Origin of the sequence: Solirubrobacter soli DSM 22325 (genome assembly GCF_000423665.1) — a bacterium.
Taxonomy (GTDB): Bacteria; Actinomycetota; Thermoleophilia; order Solirubrobacterales; family Solirubrobacteraceae; genus Solirubrobacter; species Solirubrobacter soli.
Genome location: NZ_AUIK01000029.1, coordinates 136,030 through 155,123, shown reverse-complemented (window position 1 = coordinate 155,123; position 19,094 = coordinate 136,030). Strand labels below are relative to the sequence as shown.

The 19,094-nt window shown below is 72.0% G+C and carries 20 protein-coding genes; 11 read left to right on the top strand and 9 right to left on the bottom strand.

Annotated features, from left to right (window positions below; translation table 11 throughout):
- Positions 1-102: 102 nt before the first annotated feature.
- Genes G569_RS0123985 through G569_RS0123970 form a run of 4 tightly spaced genes read right to left on the bottom strand, consistent with a single transcriptional unit; the run spans position 103 to position 4,037 of the window.
- Positions 103-1,131, bottom strand: coding sequence for a hypothetical protein (locus G569_RS0123985; RefSeq protein WP_028065309.1), 1,029 nt, complete (start codon positions 1,129-1,131; stop codon positions 103-105).
- Positions 1,104-1,790, bottom strand: coding sequence for an IolE/MocC family protein (locus G569_RS51075; protein ID WP_053226891.1), 687 nt, complete (start codon positions 1,788-1,790; stop codon positions 1,104-1,106). The genes G569_RS0123985 and G569_RS51075 overlap by 28 nt, the downstream gene beginning before the upstream one ends.
- Positions 1,791-1,830: 40 nt before the next feature.
- Positions 1,831-2,610 carry an SDR family NAD(P)-dependent oxidoreductase gene (locus G569_RS51070; RefSeq protein ID WP_037498642.1) on the bottom strand — a complete coding sequence of 260 codons (780 nt, stop codon included), beginning with the start codon at positions 2,608-2,610 and terminating at the stop codon, positions 1,831-1,833.
- Positions 2,607-4,037: a flavin-containing monooxygenase gene (locus G569_RS0123970; protein WP_028065308.1), complete on the bottom strand. Its 1,431-nt coding sequence runs from the start codon at positions 4,035-4,037 to the stop codon at positions 2,607-2,609. The genes G569_RS51070 and G569_RS0123970 overlap by 4 nt, the downstream gene beginning before the upstream one ends.
- Before the next feature lie 47 nt (positions 4,038-4,084).
- Between G569_RS0123970 and G569_RS0123965 the strand changes: the two genes are divergently transcribed.
- Together G569_RS0123965 and G569_RS51065 are read left to right on the top strand one after the other, a co-directional pair.
- Positions 4,085-4,615, top strand: a complete 531-nt coding sequence (locus tag G569_RS0123965; protein ID WP_084285456.1) for a TetR/AcrR family transcriptional regulator — start codon at positions 4,085-4,087, stop codon at positions 4,613-4,615.
- Positions 4,612-5,829, top strand: a complete 1,218-nt coding sequence (locus tag G569_RS51065) for an MFS transporter (protein ID WP_211233061.1) — start codon at positions 4,612-4,614, stop codon at positions 5,827-5,829. The genes G569_RS0123965 and G569_RS51065 overlap by 4 nt, the downstream gene beginning before the upstream one ends.
- Here G569_RS51065 and G569_RS0123955 read toward each other — a convergent pair.
- The 3 genes from G569_RS0123955 to G569_RS51060 all read right to left on the bottom strand — a co-directional run bounded on the left by G569_RS0123955 (position 5,805) and on the right by G569_RS51060 (position 8,319).
- The gene (locus tag G569_RS0123955) at positions 5,805-6,935 is read right to left on the bottom strand and encodes an aminotransferase class I/II-fold pyridoxal phosphate-dependent enzyme (protein ID WP_245602544.1); all 1,131 of its coding nucleotides are present in this window, start codon (positions 6,933-6,935) and stop codon (positions 5,805-5,807) included. The genes G569_RS51065 and G569_RS0123955 overlap by 25 nt on opposite strands.
- Before the next feature lie 11 nt (positions 6,936-6,946).
- Positions 6,947-7,525: a zinc metalloprotease gene (locus tag G569_RS0123950; protein ID WP_028065305.1), complete on the bottom strand. Its 579-nt coding sequence runs from the start codon at positions 7,523-7,525 to the stop codon at positions 6,947-6,949.
- A 170-nt stretch (positions 7,526-7,695) separates the two neighbouring features.
- On the bottom strand, positions 7,696-8,319 hold the full coding sequence (locus G569_RS51060; RefSeq protein ID WP_169542229.1) for a class I SAM-dependent methyltransferase: 624 nt from the start codon (positions 8,317-8,319) through the stop codon (positions 7,696-7,698).
- Between the two features lie 79 nt (positions 8,320-8,398).
- Between G569_RS51060 and G569_RS0123940 the strand changes: the two genes are divergently transcribed.
- From G569_RS0123940 to G569_RS0123900, 9 genes are read left to right on the top strand one after another with little or no spacing between them, the layout of a single operon-like run.
- Entirely contained in the window at positions 8,399-9,367 is a 969-nt protein-coding gene (locus G569_RS0123940) for a PLP-dependent cysteine synthase family protein (protein WP_053226889.1), read from the top strand.
- A complete protein-coding gene (locus G569_RS62925) occupies positions 9,361-9,807 on the top strand; it encodes a hypothetical protein (protein ID WP_157592265.1) in 447 nt (148 codons plus the stop codon). The genes G569_RS0123940 and G569_RS62925 overlap by 7 nt, the downstream gene beginning before the upstream one ends.
- Positions 9,807-10,364: a ferritin-like domain-containing protein gene (locus G569_RS0123930; protein WP_028065302.1), complete on the top strand. Its 558-nt coding sequence runs from the start codon at positions 9,807-9,809 to the stop codon at positions 10,362-10,364. The genes G569_RS62925 and G569_RS0123930 overlap by 1 nt, the downstream gene beginning before the upstream one ends.
- 33 nt (positions 10,365-10,397) lie before the next feature.
- Positions 10,398-10,589, top strand: a complete 192-nt coding sequence (locus G569_RS63995) for a Sec-independent protein translocase subunit TatA/TatB (protein WP_028065301.1) — start codon at positions 10,398-10,400, stop codon at positions 10,587-10,589.
- Positions 10,576-11,058, top strand: a complete 483-nt coding sequence (locus G569_RS65500; RefSeq protein WP_245602549.1) for a M67 family metallopeptidase — start codon at positions 10,576-10,578, stop codon at positions 11,056-11,058. Before G569_RS63995 ends, G569_RS65500 begins: the two co-directional genes overlap by 14 nt.
- On the top strand, positions 11,055-11,543 hold the full coding sequence (locus G569_RS0123915; RefSeq protein WP_028065300.1) for a putative signal transducing protein: 489 nt from the start codon (positions 11,055-11,057) through the stop codon (positions 11,541-11,543). Before G569_RS65500 ends, G569_RS0123915 begins: the two co-directional genes overlap by 4 nt.
- A gap of 59 nt (positions 11,544-11,602) precedes the next feature.
- The gene (locus tag G569_RS0123910) at positions 11,603-12,385 is read left to right on the top strand and encodes a hypothetical protein (RefSeq protein ID WP_157592263.1); all 783 of its coding nucleotides are present in this window, start codon (positions 11,603-11,605) and stop codon (positions 12,383-12,385) included.
- 3 nt (positions 12,386-12,388) lie between these two features.
- A complete protein-coding gene (locus tag G569_RS0123905) occupies positions 12,389-15,304 on the top strand; it encodes a hypothetical protein (protein WP_028065298.1) in 2,916 nt (971 codons plus the stop codon).
- Between the two features lie 10 nt (positions 15,305-15,314).
- On the top strand, positions 15,315-15,560 hold the full coding sequence (locus G569_RS0123900; protein ID WP_028065297.1) for a hypothetical protein: 246 nt from the start codon (positions 15,315-15,317) through the stop codon (positions 15,558-15,560).
- Here the strand turns inward: G569_RS0123900 and G569_RS0123895 are convergent.
- Both G569_RS0123895 and G569_RS51050 read right to left on the bottom strand, forming a co-directional pair.
- Positions 15,557-16,303: a hypothetical protein gene (locus tag G569_RS0123895; protein ID WP_028065296.1), complete on the bottom strand. Its 747-nt coding sequence runs from the start codon at positions 16,301-16,303 to the stop codon at positions 15,557-15,559. The two genes, G569_RS0123900 and G569_RS0123895, sit on opposite strands and share 4 nt — an antisense overlap.
- A 27-nt stretch (positions 16,304-16,330) precedes the next feature.
- Entirely contained in the window at positions 16,331-18,931 is a 2,601-nt protein-coding gene (locus tag G569_RS51050; RefSeq protein ID WP_053226887.1) for a penicillin acylase family protein, read from the bottom strand.
- Between the last annotated feature and the right edge of the window lie 163 nt (positions 18,932-19,094).

Here is a 19,094-nt window from a genome sequence, read left to right as displayed (position 1 = left end):
TCGGCGTGCGGGTGCGCTGCGCGACTTCGTCCTCGACCAGCTGACCGCCCGGCGCGAGGTGGCGGCGGTGCAGACGTATCTGATCTTCGACCAATGGGAGCGTCAGAAGATCGCGTAGGTGCGGGTGAGGCGCCCGAGGCTCGACGAGAACAGCAGCGCGCCGAGGCCGTCCTCGAACTCGCGGCCGATCTCGCGGATCTCGGCGTAGAGCGTCGAGGTGTCGCGGGTGGCGAACGTCAGCGTCTCGAGCTCGTCGCGGACGTCGGGCTGCGCCATCAGCCCCACCCAGCGGTCGTAGGCGGCGAGCGCCCGCGCGCCCGCGTCGATCAGCCCCGCGAATCCGAACGCGGTGCTGACGCGGTCCAGCGCCGGCGCGTCGAACCAGCGGGTGAGGAAGCCCGCGGTCGCGGACGGCTCGCATAGGTGGCAGAGCAGCACCGGCACGAGCCCGCCCGCGAACAACAGCTTGCGCGAGGTGCGCAGCTTCGCGTTGCGCGACGCCCACTTCGGGTCCGGCCCGCCGGCGACCTTGCCCTCGAAGTCGACGCAGATCGTTCGCCAGTAGCGGACGACATCGTTGAGCAGGAACCGCGGCGGCTGCCCGGGCGCGTGCGACTCGTACAGGTAGCGGCCGAGGATCTGCTCGATCGCCGAGCGGCGCACGTCGCCGTGCAGCTCGCGCGACTCGAGCAGCAGCAGCATCCGGCGCGTGAGGTTCGTGTTGGTGTCCGCGTCCAGGCCGATCCGCGCCCACAGGTCCGGCACGCAGATCGGCCCGCCGAACACCGCTTGCGTACCCGGGCGGCGCTCGCCCTCGCCGAGCACGGCCTGCGCGGCCACGACCTCGCGCAGCACGTCGGCGTCATACGGCGCGAACGGCCGTCCCACCAGCACCGCCCAGTCGTCGTCGGAGTCGGTGGTCAGCTCCTCGCGCGCCCACGAGCCGAAGACGCAGATCGAAAGGCCGTCGAGCGTCCCGAGCCGGCCGAGCACCTCGCTGACGTCGGCGGTGCGCCGCGCGGTCAGCTCTCGCGCCGCGCGCAGGTGATCGAAGGCGACGCCCGCGGCCTCCTCCAGCCGCTCGACCCCGCCGACCGGATCCGCTAGATCGGCGGCGCTTCCAGGATCCACGGCACGTCGCTGCAGCGCTTGAGCACCGCGGCGAAGGCCTCCTGGTCGGCCTCGGTGAGCGGCACGTGGTGCTGGTCGTCGTCCAGCGAGCTCAGGTGCACGTGGCTGAGCCGCAGCGAGAAGGCCGACAGCAGCTCGCGCGCGACGGCCAGCGACGGGTCGACCGCCTTGGCGTGGGCGATGTCGAAGCAGAACCGGGCGTCGGGCAGCGCGTCGAAGTAGCGCCGCAGCTCGGTCGCCGTCCGGCCGATCGGCTTGCGCGCGTCCATGTTCTCGAGGCACAGCCGGCGGCCGAGGCGCCGGTAGGGCGCGAGGTCGACCATCGCGTCCGGGTGCATGACGATCGCCGACACCCGCGCGGGCAGCTGCTCGAGCAGCGCGACCAGCTCGTCGTCGGACATCCGCCGGTCCTTCGACGGGCCGTGGACGCTCACGAAGCGAAACGGCAGCGGTGGGGCGGAGCGCAGGAACCCGACGAGGCCCTCGAGCTCGTCCTCGGACAGCGCCGACAGCTCGATCGCGAACCCGGAGGTCTGGGCCGCGGACTCGACCAGCCCGTCCCAGTCCTCGCGCAGGTCGTCCATGTAGCCGGTCGAGCACCCGATCGTCGGGTGGGCGGTGAGGAGATCCGAAGAGGAGGCCAAGAGCGTCAGGACCATGGGCTGCGGAACCCTAGCCAGGGCTCCGGACGTGCTCGGGTCAGTCTCTCAGGCGGACCGCGTAATCACCGGCCAACCCCGACGCGGCGAAATGCCCACGTTGCGCCAACTTGCGCATCCGGGCGGTCGTGATCCGGTCGAGGACGCGGCGTGGGACAAGCCGTGCAAGCCGGTATCCCAGCTCGCCCTGGCGCGTCGTGGCGAGGTCGCGGACGGGTGGGCCGAGCGCGGCGCGGGTGAGCGCGCGGGCGGCGTCCTGCACCCGTTCGACCGGCACCGCGCCCTCGAGCGGCACCCCGGCGGCGGTCGAGCGCTCGTGGATGCGCGTGCGGATGTAGCCGGGATAGACCGAGGTGACCGTGATCCGGTCGCCCTCCTCCAGCCGCAGCGAGTCCGAGTAGGCGACGACCCCGCGCTTGCTCATCGTGTACGCGGGCGCGAACGGGACCGTGATGTGGGCGAGCCCCGACGCGACGTTGATCACGCGCCCGCGCGAGGCGCGCAGCGCGGGGAGCGCGGCCGCGGTCACCCGCCACGGCCCGACGAGGTTCACGGCGAGCACGTCGAGCGCGTCCTCGTCAGGTGCGGCGGCGGCACTCTGCGGGGTGCCGAGGCCGGCGTTGTTGATCAGCACGTCGAGCCCGCCGAGCCGCTCGATCGCGCTCGCCACCGCCGCGTCCACCGAGGCCTGGTCGCGCACGTCGCAGTCGATGTCAGCGCCCGCCAGATCGAGCCCGACGACGGTCGCCCCGCGGCGGCGCAGCTCGGCGGTGGCAGCGGTGCCGATGCCACCCGCGGCGCCGGTGATCAGGACTTTCATGCGACGAGATGCTCCGAGACGTCGAAGCGCGCCGCGCGGCGCCGGAAGCGCCACGTCCAGTCCGGCCACAGCGTCGGGTTGTTGCCCTTGGCGTCCTGGTACCAGCTCGAGCAGCCTGTGTTCCAGACCGTGCCCACCATGCGTCGCTGCACCTCCTCGTTGTACGCGCGCTCGGCCTCCGGTTTGACCTCGACGACGTCGCCCGCGCCCATCGCCTCCATCACGTAGGCGATCTGGGACTCGATCATGTAGACCATCGAGCTGTGGCCGAGGCCGGTGTTCGGCCCGAGCAGCATGAACAGGTTCGGGAAGCCCGGGACGGTCGCGCCCATGTGCGCGTGCGGCGAGCCGGCCCACACGTCGGCCAGCGTCCGCCCGTCGCGCCCGCGCACGATCCGCGAGATCGGCGTGTCGAGGACGTCGAAACCGGTGCCGAAGAGCAGCGCGTCGACCTCGAGCTCACGGCCGGACGTCGTCACCACGGAGCGCTCGCGGATCTCCGCCACGCCGTCGGTGACCAGTTCCACGTTCTCGCGCGCGAGCGCCGGATACCAGTCGTTGGACGGCAGGATGCGCTTGCAGCCGACCGTATAGCCCGGCGTCGTCTTCGCGAGCAGCTCGGGGTCCTTCAACGCCCGCGCGCGGTGCTGTCGCGCGATCCGCTCGAGCAGCTTCATCCCGCGCGGGTGCTTGACGAACCCGAGCACCAGCAGCTCGCGCGCCGTGTAGATCCCGGCACGGACCGCCCGCTGCACGGCGGGGAGGCGGCGATACAGGAGGCGCTCGATCGGTCTCACCGGGCGGGCGCTGTGGGGCATGATCCACGGCGCGGTGCGCTGGAAGACATAGAGCCGTTCCGCGTTCTCCGCGACCTTCGGCACGTACTGGATCGCCGACGCGCCGGTGCCGATCGAGGCGATCCGCAGCCCGCGCAGGTCCACGTCGTGGTCCCAGCGGGCGGAGTGCATCGTCGGGCCGGCGAAACGCTCGAGACCCGGGAAGGCCGGGATCCGCGGCTCCACCAGCGGTCCGGTGGCCGAGACCAACGTTTTCGCGGTGAACCGCCCGGCTGACGTATCTATTTGCCAGCGGCGGCCCTCGTCATGCCATGAGGCTTCGAGTACCGCCGTGTTCAGCCGGATCTTCGGTCTCACCCCGAACTCGTCCACGACGCGTTCGAGGTATGCGCGGATCTCAGGCTGTCGGGAATACGTGCGCGTCCAGTCCGGGTTGGGCGCGAACGAGAACGAGTACAGGTTCGACGGGACGTCGCAGGCACAGCCCGGATACGTGTTGGCATACCAAGTGCCGCCCACGCCGTCACCACGTTCGAGAACGACGAAGTCCTCGACGCCCGCCCTGCGCAGGTTGACGGCGAGCCCGATCCCGGAGAACCCGCTGCCGACGATGGCGATCGTCACGTCCATGGCTGGTTACATAACCGTAAGCTACAGCTCTGTAACCTCGTGTGCGCATGAGCACACGGATGCCCGGCCCGCAACGGCGCGAGCAGCTCCTCGACGCGACCAAGGCGATCGCGGTCGCCGACGGCTTCCATGCGGTGTCGATCGAGGCCGTCGCCCGCGCGGCGGGGATCACGCGACCGATCGTCTACGGCCACTTCGACGACCTCGGCGGGCTGCTCGAGGCGCTGGTCGAGCGCGAGACGCTGCGCGCGCTCGCGCAGCTGCCCGAGACCTACGACGACCTGCTCGCCGCGCTGGAGGCCTATCTGCACGCGGTGCGCGCCGACCCGGACACCTGGCGGCTCGTGCTGATGCCGCAGGAGGGCGCGCCGCGCCTGCTCCACGAGCGCATCGCGGCCGGCCGGGCGGCGGTGATCGAGCGCCTGGCGATGTCGGGTTCGAACCTGCCGGACCCTGAGCTCGCGGCCCACATGCTGTCCGCCTACGCCGACGAGGCGGCGCGGCTCGTGCTAGACGACTTCGACGTGGATCGCATCCTCGCGCTCACCCGCTGGACCCTGGCTCGCTTGCGCGCGTGATCCTCGCCGACTTCTCGCTGCTGCGCCGCCGGCGGGACCTGCGCCTGCTCATCTTCGGCTTCACCGTCTCGATCTTCGGGACAATGTTCACCCAGGTCGCGCTCGCGGTCCAGGTCTACGACCTCACGGGCTCGACGCTGGCGGTCGGCCTGCTCGGCGCCGCCGAGTTCATCCCGATCGTGCTGCTGGCGCTCGTGGGTGGGGCGATGGCCGACGCGTTCGACCGGCGCAAGCTCGTCTGGGGCGCGGAGCTGACCGCGTCGCTGGTCTCGCTCGCGCTGCTCGTCAACGCGCTCGTGGACCAGCCGCAGGTCTGGGTGCTCTACGTCGCCGCCGTGATCTTCGCCGGCGCGTCCGCGGTGCTGCGCCCGCCGCTGGACGCGCTGCTGCCGCGTCTGGTCGAGCGTGACGAGCTCAAGGCGGCGAGCGCGATCGAGGGCTCGCTGTTGAACATCGCCACGATCGGCGGCCCGGCCCTGGCCGGCGTCCTGATCGCGGCGACCGACGTCAGCTACGCCTACGGGCTGGACCTCGCGAGCTTCGTCGCCTCCTTGACCGCGTTCGCGCTGCTGCGCACGCCGCCGCCCCCGCCCGACGCCGAGCCGCCGTCGCTGCGCGGGGTGATCGCAGGGCTGCGCTACGCGGTGTCGCGCCAGGAGCTGCTCGGCTCCTACGTCGTCGACATCAACGCGATGTTCTTCGGGATGCCGTTCGCGCTGTTCCCGGCCCTGGCCGACCGTTACGGCGGGACGCAGGTCGTCGGGCTGCTGTGGGCGGCGCCGGGAGTCGGCGCGCTGGCCTCGATGGCGACCAGCGGGTGGGCGGCGCGGGTGCACCACAACGGCCGCGCGATCGTGCTCGCCGCGGCGGCCTGGGGCGTGTTCATCGCGCTCTTCGGGCTCGTCTCGACGCTCTGGCTCGCGCTGCTGTTCCTCGCGCTCGCGGGCGCTGCAGACGGCATCTCCGGCATCTTCCGCAGCGCCCTGTGGAACGAGACGATCCCGGACGCGATGCGCGGCCGGCTCGCGGGCGTGGAGATGATCTCGTGGTCGTCCGGCCCGCTGCTCGGCAACGCCCGCGCGGGTGTGGGGGCGTCGCTGTTCGGCCTGCGCGCGTCGGTGGTCGGCGGTGGGGCGCTGGTGGTGGCCGGATCGGTGGTGCTCGCGCTCGCGCTCCCGCGCTTCTGGAACTACGACTCCAGAGCGGCGAGCTGAGCCGCGGCGCGGTCGATGACCGCGGGGCGCTTGCAGAACGCGAAGCGCAGGTAGGGGGCGAGCTCACGCGCGCGCGTGGAGAAGACCGCGGTCGGGATCGCCACGACGCCGGCGCGGTGGGGGAGCTCACGCGCGAACGCCGTCGCGTCCTGGCCCACGTCCGCGTTGGCGAAGTAGGTCCCCTGCGGCGTGCTCACCTTCAGCCCCGCTGCGGTCAGCCCGGCGATCAGGTGGTCGCGCTTGGTCTCGAGCTCCTTCGAGAACGCGGCGTACCAGGCGTCGTCCATGCGCAGGGCGGCGGCGCCCGCGTGCTGGAACGGGGTCGCGCCCGCGAAGGTCAGGAACTGCTTGGCGGCGCGCACGCCGGCGACGAGGCTCGCGGGCCCGCTCGCCCACCCGACCTTCCACCCGGTGACGCTGAACGTCTTGCCGAGCGAGGAGATCGTCAGCGTGCGCTCGGCCATCCCCTCGAGGGTCGCCAGCGGGACGTGCTCGAGCCCGTCGAAGACGAGGTGCTCGTAGACCTCGTCGGTGATCGCGATCAGGTCGTGCTCGATGACGATGTCGGCGATCGTCTGGAGCTCCTGCCGGCTGAGGACCCGGCCCGTCGGGTTGTGCGGCGTGTTGATCAGGAACGCGCGGGTCTTCGGCGTGATCGCCGCGCGCAGCTCGTCAGGGTCGAACTGCCAGTCGGGCGGGTGCAGCGGGACCGGGACGAGCCGCGCGCCGGTCATCTTCGCGGCGGCGCCGTAGGAGTCGTAGGTCGGGTCGAACGCCAGGACCTCCTGGTCGGGCTCGACCAGGCCGAGGATCGCGGCCGCGATCGCCTCGGTGGCCCCCATCGTGACCTGGACGTCCTCCGGCGTGAGGCCGTAGAAACGCTGCTGGTGCTCGACGATCGCCTGCCGCAGGGCGGGCACGCCCGGCAGCGGCGCGTACTGGTTGTGGCCCGTGCGGATCGCCGCCTGGGCGGCTTCGAGGACCGCCTGCGGGCCGTCCTCGTCCGGGAAGCCCTGACCGAGATTGATGGCGCCGGTCTCGACGGCCAGCGCCGACATCTCGGTGAAGATGGATATTCCGAAGCCGCTCAGGCGAGACGCGATCACGCGGCGGAACGCTACTGGCAGCGCGGATCCCGCGTCGTCGCGGCACCGCCGTAGAGCTTCGCCGCCACGTCGACGTCGGCCGGCGCGGGAACACAGGCCAGCTCGTCCGACGTGGGCCGGCTCGCCGCCAGCGACGGCGCGCAGTTGGTGTCGAACGCGCGTGGTGACATCACCGAGCAGTGATGGCCGTCGCGATGGTGCAGGCCGAGCACGTGACCGAGCTCATGCGCGGCGACCCACACCGACAGCGGACGTGGATCGCCGCCGAGGTTGGAGCGCATCAGGATCTCGCTGTGGCCATCGCTCGGGCGGCCGATCGAGGTGCTGTAGCCGAGGCAGTCGCGCCCGCACAGCTCGAGCAGGCGGCGGTCGTCCTCGCGCACGATCACGTCGGCGTCCTTGGGGTGGCTGACGACCTCGACGTCGACCTTGGCGCCGGACACCGTCCAGCGATGTGCGGCCGTGATGATCGTGTCGGTCATTCCGCTGTCGTCGTAGACGTGGACGACGCCGCCGGGCCACTTGCGGTCCGGGGTGCCCGCCGTGGCGGGCAGGAGCCGCCCGGCGAGGAGTGTGAGGATGGCGGCCACGCCGACGAGCGCCGCGACGCGGCGCGCGTGTCGTGACCGCCCAGGTCTGGTGGACTGAGCTTGCACGTGAGGGAGCGGCGAGCGGCCCGTTGGGGATTTGAACCGACGCGCTCGCGTCGGCGAAGAAAGTGGCCCCCGCCACTCCTTTGTATGCCCACCGGTCCCGGCGTCTAACCGTTTCGGGGCGTCAGCGTGTGCAGCGAGACGTCGGGTCCGCGGGCGCTCACCAAATCGAAGCGCGCCCGCGCGGAAGCGAGAAAGCCCTGCGCCCCCTTGCGATTCGGGTCGGCGAGGATCAGCGTTCCGGTGGGGGCGACGAGGCGGTGGAAGAGGTGTTGCGCGGCGTTGACGTTCGCGCTCGTGTAGAGGACGTCGGCGGCCAGGACGAGGTCCCACGGGCCGCGCTCGACCAGCTGGTCGCCGTGCTCGGCCCAGTCGACGTGGGCGACCTCGCCCTCGACCTCGTTGATCGCCAGCACGTGGGCGGCGAAGGCGACGGCGTCCGTGTGGCCGTCGGTGGCGAGGACGCTCGCGCCGGCCTGCGCGGCGACGACGGAGGGGAGCGCGAGCCCGCAGCCGAGCTCGAGCACGCGGCCTTCGACCGGTCGCTCGCGCAGGTGGGCGGCGAGCGTCTGGCCGCTCGGCCACGGCCGCGCCCAGTACGGGACGGGGCGTCCCGCACCACCTTCCTCGTGCCGGAGCTGCTCCCAGTCGGCTGGGCAGACGTAGTAGGCGTCACCCACCCTTCTGACGCTGATGTCCAGCAGCGCCGGCGGCAGTTGGTCAGGTTGCACACCGCGCAGAGTTGCCAGCTGTTCGGCCAAGGAAGCCTTGAGCGCGCGCAGGGGATCGGACACTACACTTCGTGAAGTCATGGCCCAGGAACTCCGCAACCGTCCATGCGGCGGCCGCTACGGCGACATCGTCCAAGCGATCGGCAACACGCCGCTCGTGGAATTGAAGCGACTTTCGCCGAAGCCGGGCGTGCGCGTCTGGGCGAAGATGGAGTCGTTCAACCCGACGGGCTCGGTCAAGGACCGCGTCGCCCGCGCCCTGATCGAGGACGCCGAGGAGAAGGGCGCGATCCGCCCGGGCCAGACCATCCTCGAGCCGACCTCGGGCAACACGGGCATCTCGCTCGCGATGATCTGCTCGCGCAAGGGCTACCGGCTGAAGGTCGTCATGCCCGACAACGTGACGCCCGAGCGCACGCAGCTGCTGAAGATGTACGGCGCCGAGATCGTCTACTCGCCGGGCAACCAGGGCTCCAACGGCGCCGTGGCGATGGCCCTGGAGATGGCCGCCGCCGACCCCTCGTACTACATGCCGTACCAGTACGGCAACCAGGCGAACCCGAACGCCCACTACTACGGCACCGCGCCGGAGATCCTCGAGGAGCTCGACGAGATCACGGCGTTCGTCGCCGGTCTGGGCACGGGCGGGACTCTGATGGGGGTCGGCCGTCGCCTGCGCGAGGAGCTGGGCGACGCGGTGAAGATCGTCGCCGCCGAGCCGATGCAGGGCGAGCCGGTGCAGGGCCTGCGCTCCCTCGACGACGGCTTCATCCCGCCGATCATCGACCTCTCGCTGCTGGACCGGAAGATCTTCGTCACCAACCGCGACGCGATCCTCTGGACCAAGAGGCTGCTCGACGAGGAGGGCATCTTCGCGGGCGTCTCGACGGGCGCGATCGCCTCGATCGCCGTCCGCATCGCCAACGAGCTCGACGAGGGCAACGTCGTCTTCATCGTCTGCGACGACGGCTGGAAGTACCTGTCGAGCGGGCTCTACACGACGCCCGTCGACGAGCTCGAGAACCTGGACACGACGGTCTGGTGGTAACGCGCCGTGCGCTATTGGGCGCCGGCGCTCTCGCATTGCTGGCCGGCTGCGGGCCGCAGGAGGAGCCCCCGGCCGATGCCTCCGCGGTCCTGTCGGAGCAGCTGCGGCTGACCCAGGCCGTCGCCGACGCCTACTCGGGCGTCGCGGGCGAGGGTGGGGTGGGCGCGTCGCGGCGCGTCGAGAAGCTGGAGGCCGCGCTGCGCGCCGCGGGCGGGACGCCGCCGCGTGTTGCATCCGGCGCGACGGGCGTCGAGGCGGCGCTGGCCGCCGAGCAGGCCGCGCTGCGCGGCCACGTCGCCGCGGTGGGCGAGCTCGAGGACCCCACGTACCGCGAGCTCCTGGCGGGCCTGATCGCCGACGCCGCCGCGAGCGAGTCCGCGCTCCTGACCATGCTCAAGCGCCCCGCCGCGCCCACCGCCTTCCCGGGACAGCCCGTCTGATGGCGCGCCGCGACGACACCCGCGCGGGCGAGCCCGCCGCGGCCACGCCCCGCGCCGACGCGCCGCGGCGTGTCTCTCGCCGCGCCGCCCTGCGCGCGGGTGCGGCCGCCCTCGCCGCCGGCGTCCTCGCGCGGCCGGCCCTCGCCGGCGCGGCCACCGACGAGGGCGGGCTCCTGCTCGGGCTGTGGCGGCGCGAGATGGGGGCGTCGCTCGCGTACGACCGGGTCGCGCACCTCGAGCCGCTGTTCGTCACGCTGCGTGGACACGAGTTCGACCATGCCGCCGCGATCGCCACCGAGCTGGCCGCGGTCGGGCTCGGGACGCCGCGGCCGCCGCAGTGGGTGAGCGAGATCGATGCCAGCGCCGAGCTGCTCGCCCGCGCCGACGCCGAGACCGCCAAGACCCGCGCGCTCGTGCTCGAGGAGGAGCTCGTCGCGCTCTACCAGAACGCGCTCCCGAACCTGTCGGACTCGAAGATCGCGATGACGGCGGCGACCATCCTGGCGTCGCACTCCCAGCACGCGCTCATCCTCCGGCGCCAGACTGACGGCGGGTAAGCTAAGAGGTCATACCGCCGAAGGGAACGTTCCATGCCGTTCAACAACATCGGGCCGGGTGAGCTGGTTGTGGTGCTCATCATCGCCCTGCTCGTACTCGGGCCCAAGCGCCTCCCTGAGGTCGGCAAGTCACTCGGCCGCGGGATGCGGGAGTTCAAGGACTCGCTCAGCGGCAACTCGACGAGCGACGACGAGGACGAGACTCCTCTCAATAGAGCGAAGTAACGGCAGCAGCCCCTCCGCCCCACCCCGATCATCCGACCTTAACCGGCCCCTGCGCATCTCCAAGGCACTCCTCGACGACGTCGTCGAGCACGCATACGCCGACGCTCCGAACGAGTGCTGCGGCCTGATCTCCTCCCGTGACGGCGAGGCCGTCGCCGTGTACCGCACGGTCAACACGGCCAAGAGCAAGTTCAAGTACGTCATGGACCCGCGCGAGCAGCTGCGGATCACCGACGAGATCGAGGACGCGGGCCTCGACCTCGGGATGATCTACCACTCGCATACGCGCTCGGACCCGATCCCGTCCGAGACCGACGTCAACCTCGCCCGCTTCGGCGACACCGACGACCCCGCGTGGCCCGGCACGCTGTACCTGATCGTGGGCACCAAGAACGCGGAGCCGGACCTGCGCCTGTGGTCGATCGTCGGCCGGTCCTACGAGCAGGTCGAGCTCGAGGTCACCGATTGAGCCCGGCGCTCGTGTGCCCCTCGTGCGCGAGAACGCACGAGCCGCACGAGCGCTTCTGCCTGGACTGCGGCCTTCCGCTCGTGCGTGAAGGCCCGGCCGAGGAGCCGCCGCGCTCCGAGCTCGCCGAGCGTGCCCGCAAGGTCCACAAGACCTACGCCGAAGGCCCGCTCGTCCGCGCCGCGTGGGCGCGCAACCAGGCCGAGGCCGAGCTGATCCAGGGCCTGCTGCTCGAAGAGGGCATCCCGTCGCTCGCCCGCCGCTCCGGCGGCTTCGACGTCCCGGACTTCCTCGCCGCCGGCCCGCGCGACGTGATGGTCGCCGCCGGCGGCCTCGAGGCCGCCCGCGAGATCCTCGGCGACCCCCGCGCGCCCCGCCGCCTGCCCGCGGAGCGTCACCCCGCCTGGATGCGAGCGCTGGCGTTCACGCTCGCGTTCACGGTGGTCGTGGTGTTCGCCGCGAGCATCATCGCGCCGTTCTTCGATTGAGAACGGTCTGCCCGTTCGGTCATTGACTCGGTAGTGCTGGAGGGGATAGGAACGGCAGTATGCCGGCTCCTCCGGAGCTCCTGACGGCGGCTCGAACAGCGCCGTTCGTGTTCTTCGCCACCGTTCTCCGCCCTACCGGCTCGACAGTGGAGATGCTGGACGGCGACGAGTATCCGACAGCGGTCGTGCGCGTGGACGAGCCGGTCACGGCACCCGAGGCGGTCGGCGACCTCACGGGCCGTGAGCTGACCGTGCACCTCAGTGCGGCGGAGCGGCTGACCCGGGGTTCGCGCCACCTGTTCGTGGCGACGAGCCTGCACTTCGGCGACGAGATCGCGGTCGCCGAGCTCGCCCGTGTCCCGGCGGGGCGCCGCGACGAGCGACGGCTCCGCGACGAGGTGTTCGAGGCGCGGCTCGGCGAGCAGCGCGACGTCCTCGCGGATCGGCTGCGCCTGGCCTCGACCGTGGTCTACGGGGTCGTGAGCCGCATCGAGCCCGTCACCGCCGACGGGTCCGTCGGCGCGCAGGTCGTCGGCGAGGCGGCGCCACGCTTCCGCTCCGCCGTCCTGAAGGTCTGGCGGACGCTGAAGGGCGCGCCCGATCCCGACCCGCACGTCGTCCACCCGTTCCCGCGCACGCAGAAATGGTCCGAGGTGCCGCTGTTCGTCGAAGGCCAAGAGGGCGTGTGGCTCCTCCAACCCGCCCGGGGCCAGACGCTCGCCGCCGGGAAGGTCGAGGTACCCGACGTCCCGAACGGGTTCACCGCGCTGCACCCGCTGGACTTCCAGGCACCGGGGCTGCTGCCCTTCCTCGAGATCCTCATCGCCGAGACGGGGCGCTGAGCGATGGCGACGCGGGTTGTCAACGTCATTCCGAACACGCTCAGCGACGAGACGCGCCAGGACAGCGAGGCGAGCGTCACGGCCAACCCGGCCGACCCGCGCCAGATCGCGCTCTCGGCGTTCACCAGCGATCCCGCCGGCTCCGGGAGCGCGCCGATCTTCGTGTCCACGGACGGCGGCGCGACCTGGGCGCTGAACGTGTGCGTCCCGGGCGGGAACATGACCGGCGACATCTCGCTGCGCTTCTCGGGCTCGGACGGCCGCCTCTACGGCGGCATCCTGCGTGCGGACAACGGCCGGATGGACATCCTCCGCGCCCCGTCGTTCCCGCCGGTCGGTCTGATGACCGTCCTGATCGACCGCGCCGGCCCGGACCAGCCGTGGGTCGAGGCCGCGTGGGCGGGGGCAGGCGGCAACACGACGCGCGACCGCGTCTACGTCACCGCGAACACGGGGACCGCCGAGGCGCAGTTCTCGCTCGACGCCGGCACCGCGGGGGCGCCGGCCGGGTTCGGAGCGGCGGTGGACATCGAGGCGCGGGCCGGGAGCGACCGGCCGTCGGTGCGCACGGCGGTCCATCGCGCCGGGGTGGTGTACGCGACCTTCATCGGCGTGCGAGCCGGCGGTTCGGACGTCGTGGTCGTGCGCGACGACGACGGCGGCAATGGCGGATGGGCGGCGCTGGTCGATCCCGGCGACGGGGTGGCGGGCCGGCGGGTCGTGACCGGCGTCACGGTGCCGCCGGTCGGGACGCTGCTCGGGAGCGTCCGCGTGAGCTCGCGGATCGCGATCGCGGTCGACCCCCGCAACCGGCGGCGGGTGTACCTCGCCTGGTGCGACGGGATGCCGGCCGTGCCGCCGGGGTTCCGACTGCACTTGCGCCGGTCCGACGACGGCGGCGCGACCTGGACGGGCGACCTGCGCACCATCGACCAGGTCACGAACCCCGGGTTGGCGGTCAACGTCCGCGGCACGGTCGGGCTGCTCTACCAGCGGCTGACGACGCCGGCGGGCGGAAACCGCTTCGAGACCCACCTCGAGATCTCGGTCGATCGGTTCGCGACGGTGCGCACCGACCTGACGCTCGCGAACCTGCCCGACCTCGGCGGCACGTTCCAGCCGACGATCGGCGACTACGCGAACCTGATCGCCGTCGGCAAGGACTTCCACGCCGCGTTCTGCGGGTTCAACCAGCCGGTCGCCGCCAACTTCCCGCAAGGCGTCACCTACCTCCGCAACGCCGACTTCCCCAACCAGCGCCTGCTGGGCAACGACGGCGTCACCGTACGGGCGAACTCGATCGACCCGTTCTACGCGTTCTTCAGCGACGTCGCGCCGGAGCAGGACGTCTTCGTGCGCGACTGGACCGATAGCCCGACCGTGTTCGACACCGGCGTCGAGCCGTCGATCCGACCGGCGTTCTGGGCCGTGCCCGACGTCTGGAACCGGCGCGGGACCTTGCCGGGCCCGTTCCCGAACGACCAGCCGTCGAACGAGCCCGCCGGCAACGGCGTCGGGAACCTCGGCGACAACTGGGCGTTCGCGCGGGTGCGCCGGCGGCGCGCCGATGCCGCCGGCGCCGCGGTCGCCGCGACGGCGCACTTCCTCGTCTCACCGCTCGGCACCGGCAGCAACTTCCTCGACGCGAGCTCCGCCGATCCCGACGTCGCGTTCCCCGACCCCGATCCGACGGTGAACTTCGCCCCGGCGGACGCGGGGCCGATCACGACCGTCGCGTTCCCGTGGCATCTGAACCCCGTCGCCTCGACGCATCTGTGCCTGGCGGTCGAGCTGAGCTCGCCCGGCGATCCGTTCGCGGGTCAGAGCCTGCGCGGCCGGGCGCCCGGCTGGCCCGACCAGGACCTCGAGATCCTCGACGACAACAACAAGGCGCAGCGCAACATGGGCCTGTCGACCACGCCCGCGCGCGGGGTGGAGGCGGCTGAGACGTGCCTCTGCGGCCTGGTGCACAACGCCGCCACGTTCCGCCGCGACGTCGTGATCGGCTACGCGCTCGACGGCCTGCTGCAGCGCGTCGAGACCGTCGGCCTCGAGGGCCTCAACCTGCGCAAGGTGCGGGCCAAGCCATCCGGGACCCTCACGCTGAAGGCGATGGAGCCCGGCGAGAACCGCTGGATCGCGGTGAGCTTCGTCCCGCCGGCCGGGCGTGCGGGCGACGTCGCGCGCGTCGACTTCGCCGAGCTGGTCAACGGCATGGCGGTCAACGGCTTCAGTCTCGGGACGCGCCTCGCCGACAGCGCGCAGACCGTCGTGTACGTCCTCGAACGCCACCGGTCCGTCTTCACGCGCGCGGCGGCGCTGGGCGTCGCCGGCGCCGACGACGAGGTCAAGGCCGCGCGCACGGCCCAGCGCAAGCCGCCGACGGCGGCCGTCTGGGTCAAGGGCGTGCAGGGGCGGTTCGACCGCATCGCCGCGCTGCTCGTGGCGGCGGGCGTTGACAAGCGCCGCGTCGACGCGGCCAAGGCCGTGCTCGGCGGCAAGCCCGCGGACGCGATCGTCGCGCTGGGCTGCTTGCTCGAACGCGCCGACATGGCGATCACGATGCGGGTGCTCGAGCCCGGGAACCGCGGCGACATCCTCCAGACGGCGCGCTGGCACGCGGAGCTCTTCGATCGCGACAAGCCGTTCGGCACCGACCCGGCCGCCGCGAAGCTCTCCGCGCCCGCGGTCAAGTTCGTCGCCGCGTACGGCGCGCGCAAGGCGGGCGACGCGGAGTACGTGACGCTCCTACGCGGCACGCAGCCGAGCTTCGCCGCACTCAAGCGCAAGGGCGACGCCGCCGCTTTCGAGCGCCTCGTGGGAGCGTTGCAGCAGGCGGTCGAGCGCGGCGACGTGGCGGGGCTCCAGGGCACGCACCGCGCACTGCTGCTCCATCTGCAAGCCGTGGCCGACGGCTAGAGAGGACGACGTGTACGAGCTGATCCCGATCCTTGGCGGCGTCCTCACCGGTCTCGTCGCCGTGCGTCTCGATTCGGGCGCGCGAAGGTGGCTGATCGCCGCCGCGGCGATCGCGCTCGGCTCGCTGGCGGCGTTCGCGAGCGGTGAGGTGAAGGAGAGCTGGCTGTTCCTGCTGTGGGACATGGCCCAGGTCGTGATCGCCGCCGTGCTCACGGTCGCGGCGGCCGCGCGACTCGCCGCGAGGGCTCGGCACTAGTCGGCGAGCCGCTCGAGGTGGGCGCGCCACGCGTTCTCGGTGTGGCGGATCGAACGCGGGAACGCGATCTCGAGCGCACGGATCGGGCCGTCCGGGTGCGGCCCGCGGGCGAGCGTGACGCAGGCGCGGTCGCCCTCCTCGCGGGCGAGGAGATCGAACACCGAGCCGCCGAGCAGGAGCGCGTCCGTGCGCGAGGGGGGAAAGGCCGGCTCGGGCCCTTCGCGCAGCCGGCGCTGGACGGCCGGGCGGACGTGGCGCGTCTGCCCCGACAGCCACTGCGCGGCGCCCTCGACCAGCCAGGCCCAGCGGTTCCAGCGGGAGAGCCGGCCGGGGGTCATGGGCGGCGGCAGCTTCGGGTGGCTGTCGGCGACATAGCGGCGCGCGAGCAGCGCCGAGGGCGCGAGCATCAGCATCTCCAGCGAGCCCTCGACGTTCGAGGCCCGGTGGGCGAGCTGACGCGGGCAGAGCACGTGCAACTCGCGCTGGCCGGCGACGCCGACGACATAGCGGCGCGCGGCGGGCGCCGTGAGGCGGCGGGCGAGCGGGAGCCACGGCTGGGCGGCGTCGAGCTGCGCCGTGCTCGAGTGCAGGACGACCGCGAGCTCGCCCGGCCGCGTCTCGAACCGCTCCTCGAGCCGCTCGCGGGCGAACTCGAGCTGCGCGAGCACGCGGTCGGCATCATCAGCGTCACGCTCGTCGTGGCGCGCCACGAACGTCCTTGAAGCGGTGTCGACCCAGGCCATGTGGGTCCTTACGCTAGCCGCGCCGTTTCAACGTGGCAGGCGCTGCGGGATCTCCACCACCTGCTGGTAGGTCGGGCGGTTGATCCAGTGGATCAGCGGCTGGCTCGTTCCGCCGGTCGGGCGCTGGCGGATCGCGTCGAAGCACCACTGCGGGTCGAGGCTCTTCTGGGCCGCGCAGACCGCGTCGCCGGCGTAGGGATCGGGCGCCTTCAGCGCGGCCCTCAGCGACGCGCGCAGCGCCGCTCGGCAGCGCTTGCGCGACCCGCAGTAGCGGCGCGCGTAGCGGCCCTTCACGGGGTCGCCGAGGGTGGTTCGCAGGTCTTTGCTCACGTAGCCGTACCAGGAGCCTTGGAAGGCCGAGCCGAGGTGCTCGCCGTGGTTGTTGGGCGGGTTGTCGGTCGCGACCGTCTCTGTGAGCGTCTTGAACGCCTCAGCGCCCAGGGTCGGTTCGAACTGCGCCTTCACCCACAGCGGCCACCACTGGTCCAGGATGCGGATCGCGTCGCTGTGCTCGTAGTGGCCGTCGCGATCGGCGTCGCGGCGTAGCCCGCCGTCCGCTCGCCACGCACGTAGCTTGGCGACGGCGTCCTCGAGGGCCGGGTCCGACGGGTTGCCGATCACCCGCAGCGCCAGCGGAAGGTCCACCCACGCGCGCAGGTCGGTCGAGCCGCCCAGTTCCATCGCGTCGATCAGCTCCGGCAGGGTCATCTTGGGCTTCAGCCGGTCCTCGAGCAGCACCGACCGGTAGGTGCTCGAGTAGGCGTTCGCGTCCGCGGAGCGGTACGCCCGCGCCTGCTTGTTGTTCCAGTTGACGAAGTGGTCCTGATCGATCGCCTGCGGGTGCTGCTCGAAGGGCGTGACCTTCGACTGCCACGTGTCCGGGTTCCAGCCCTGCCACTCGCGGGTGGTCGGGAAGTCATGGTCGACATCGGCCGCCCTGACCGGGTTCGCGCCGGAGTTGAAGTAGGCGATGTGGTCGGCGTCGGCGTAGAACCAGTTGAACGTGTAGCCGATCTTGGACGCGGCGCGCTGGAAGGACGCCGCGTCCTTGACGACCTCGGGCGTGTTGAAGTCCATGAAGCCCGCGGCGCTGTCGACCTCGTGGAAGTACGTGGAGCGCAGGCGGGTGAAGATCACCGGCTTGCCGTGCACCTTGCCGCGGCCGGCGACGAGGCCGAGCTTGGTGCGCTCGGCGGTGAGCGTCTGCGAGCCGGCCTTGGTCTGATCGGCGAGCGTCGGGGTCCAGCGGTTGGTCTTGGTCAGCACCTCGATCGGCTCGCACTTGCCACGGAACCGGTAGTGGGTGTCGTCGCAGAGCTCGAGCGCGAACGTGTCGATGATGTCCTGGCCCGCGGAGGTCGCGCTCCACGCGTAGTCGCGGCCGCGGCCGAGCTGCACGTAGAGGTTGATGCCGACGAACGACGCGCCCTGGGCGTCGATCCCCGGCCCGTCCGGGCTCGCGGGCGCGTGGACGTCCTGCTCCATCAGGATCTGCGGGTTGAAGTAGCCGACCTGCGGGCCGGCGACCATCAGCGGGTGCCCGCTCGCGGAACGCTTCGCGCTGATCAGGAGCGCGTTGGACATCCGGGTGGGGAAGAACGAGCCGGTGGTGCTGACGGCATTCAGCTTCAGCGTGCCCTTGTCAGGGCGCGCGACGCCGACGGCCTTCTTCGGCGGCACCTGGTACGGGAAGCGAGTGGGGACGGTGACCGGCGCCTCGGGGTCCTCCGCGCTGCGGAAGTCCTTGAAGACCTTGGCGCCCTGTCTGCCGCCGAAGCGCTCCTCGAGCGCGTCCGCGAGCTGGGAGAACTGCAGCTCCTCGCCGCCGCCCTTGCCGAAGATCCCACCCACCATGGCGGCGGTGGCGATGATGTCAGCGGGCTTGAAGGGCTCCGGCAGGCGACCGATCGCGGCGTACTCGCCGGGCAGCTTGGCCGGGTCGAGCTTGGCCTCGAGGATGTACTGGTTGACGCCCGCGAGGTAGTTGGTGGCATCGGCGACGATCTGCGTGCCCTGGGCGCCGAGGTACTTCGGCAGGTCGTTCACCTGGCGCTCGAGGTCCTGCTCCGTGTACGGCGCCACCGACCACTGCTCGGCGTCCTGGCCCGCGTTCGCCCCGCCCGCGAAACTCGACAGCTCGCCGCGTCCCGCGTGGCGCAGGACGTCCATGAAGAACAGCCGGTCCTCCGCGCCCGCGTAGCCGAGGCCGAACATCGCGCCTGACCGCGTCGTGCCGTAGATGTGGGGGACGCCGAAGCCCTTGTCGCGCACGATGGTGACGTCAGGGCGCGGCGAGTAGGTGCGTTCCACGCTGCCGGGCTGCACCCCGAACGAGCCGTCCTTGAAGTACTTCGGGATGTCCTGGGACTGCAGGCCGGGCGTCGCGTAGACCAGGCGCTCGTACATCGGCAGCTGGTCGCAGCAATGCGGGACGGTCGCGCCGGTGGTCAGGTTGGCGGCCAGCTCCGGCAGCGAGTAGCGCCCGCGGGTGCCGCTCGGCAGGACCGAACGGAACCCCGTGGCGTCGTTGGCCTGGTAGGGCTGGGGCGCGGGCGGCAGCTGCGCGTTCGCGGGGGCGGCGAACAGCGCGAGGGCGGTAAGGGGGCCGGCGACGGTGCGGACAAACACCGCGACCCGATACCCCGGAAACCGTGCGGTCAATCCGTGACGATGATCACAAACCCGCGGGACGTCGACGCCGCCCCGCCGCGCGGGGGTCGCCGCGCCGCCGCGCGCCGTCAGCGCGCGGGACGTTGGCGCCGCCCCCGCCGCGTGGGAGTCGGCGCCGCCG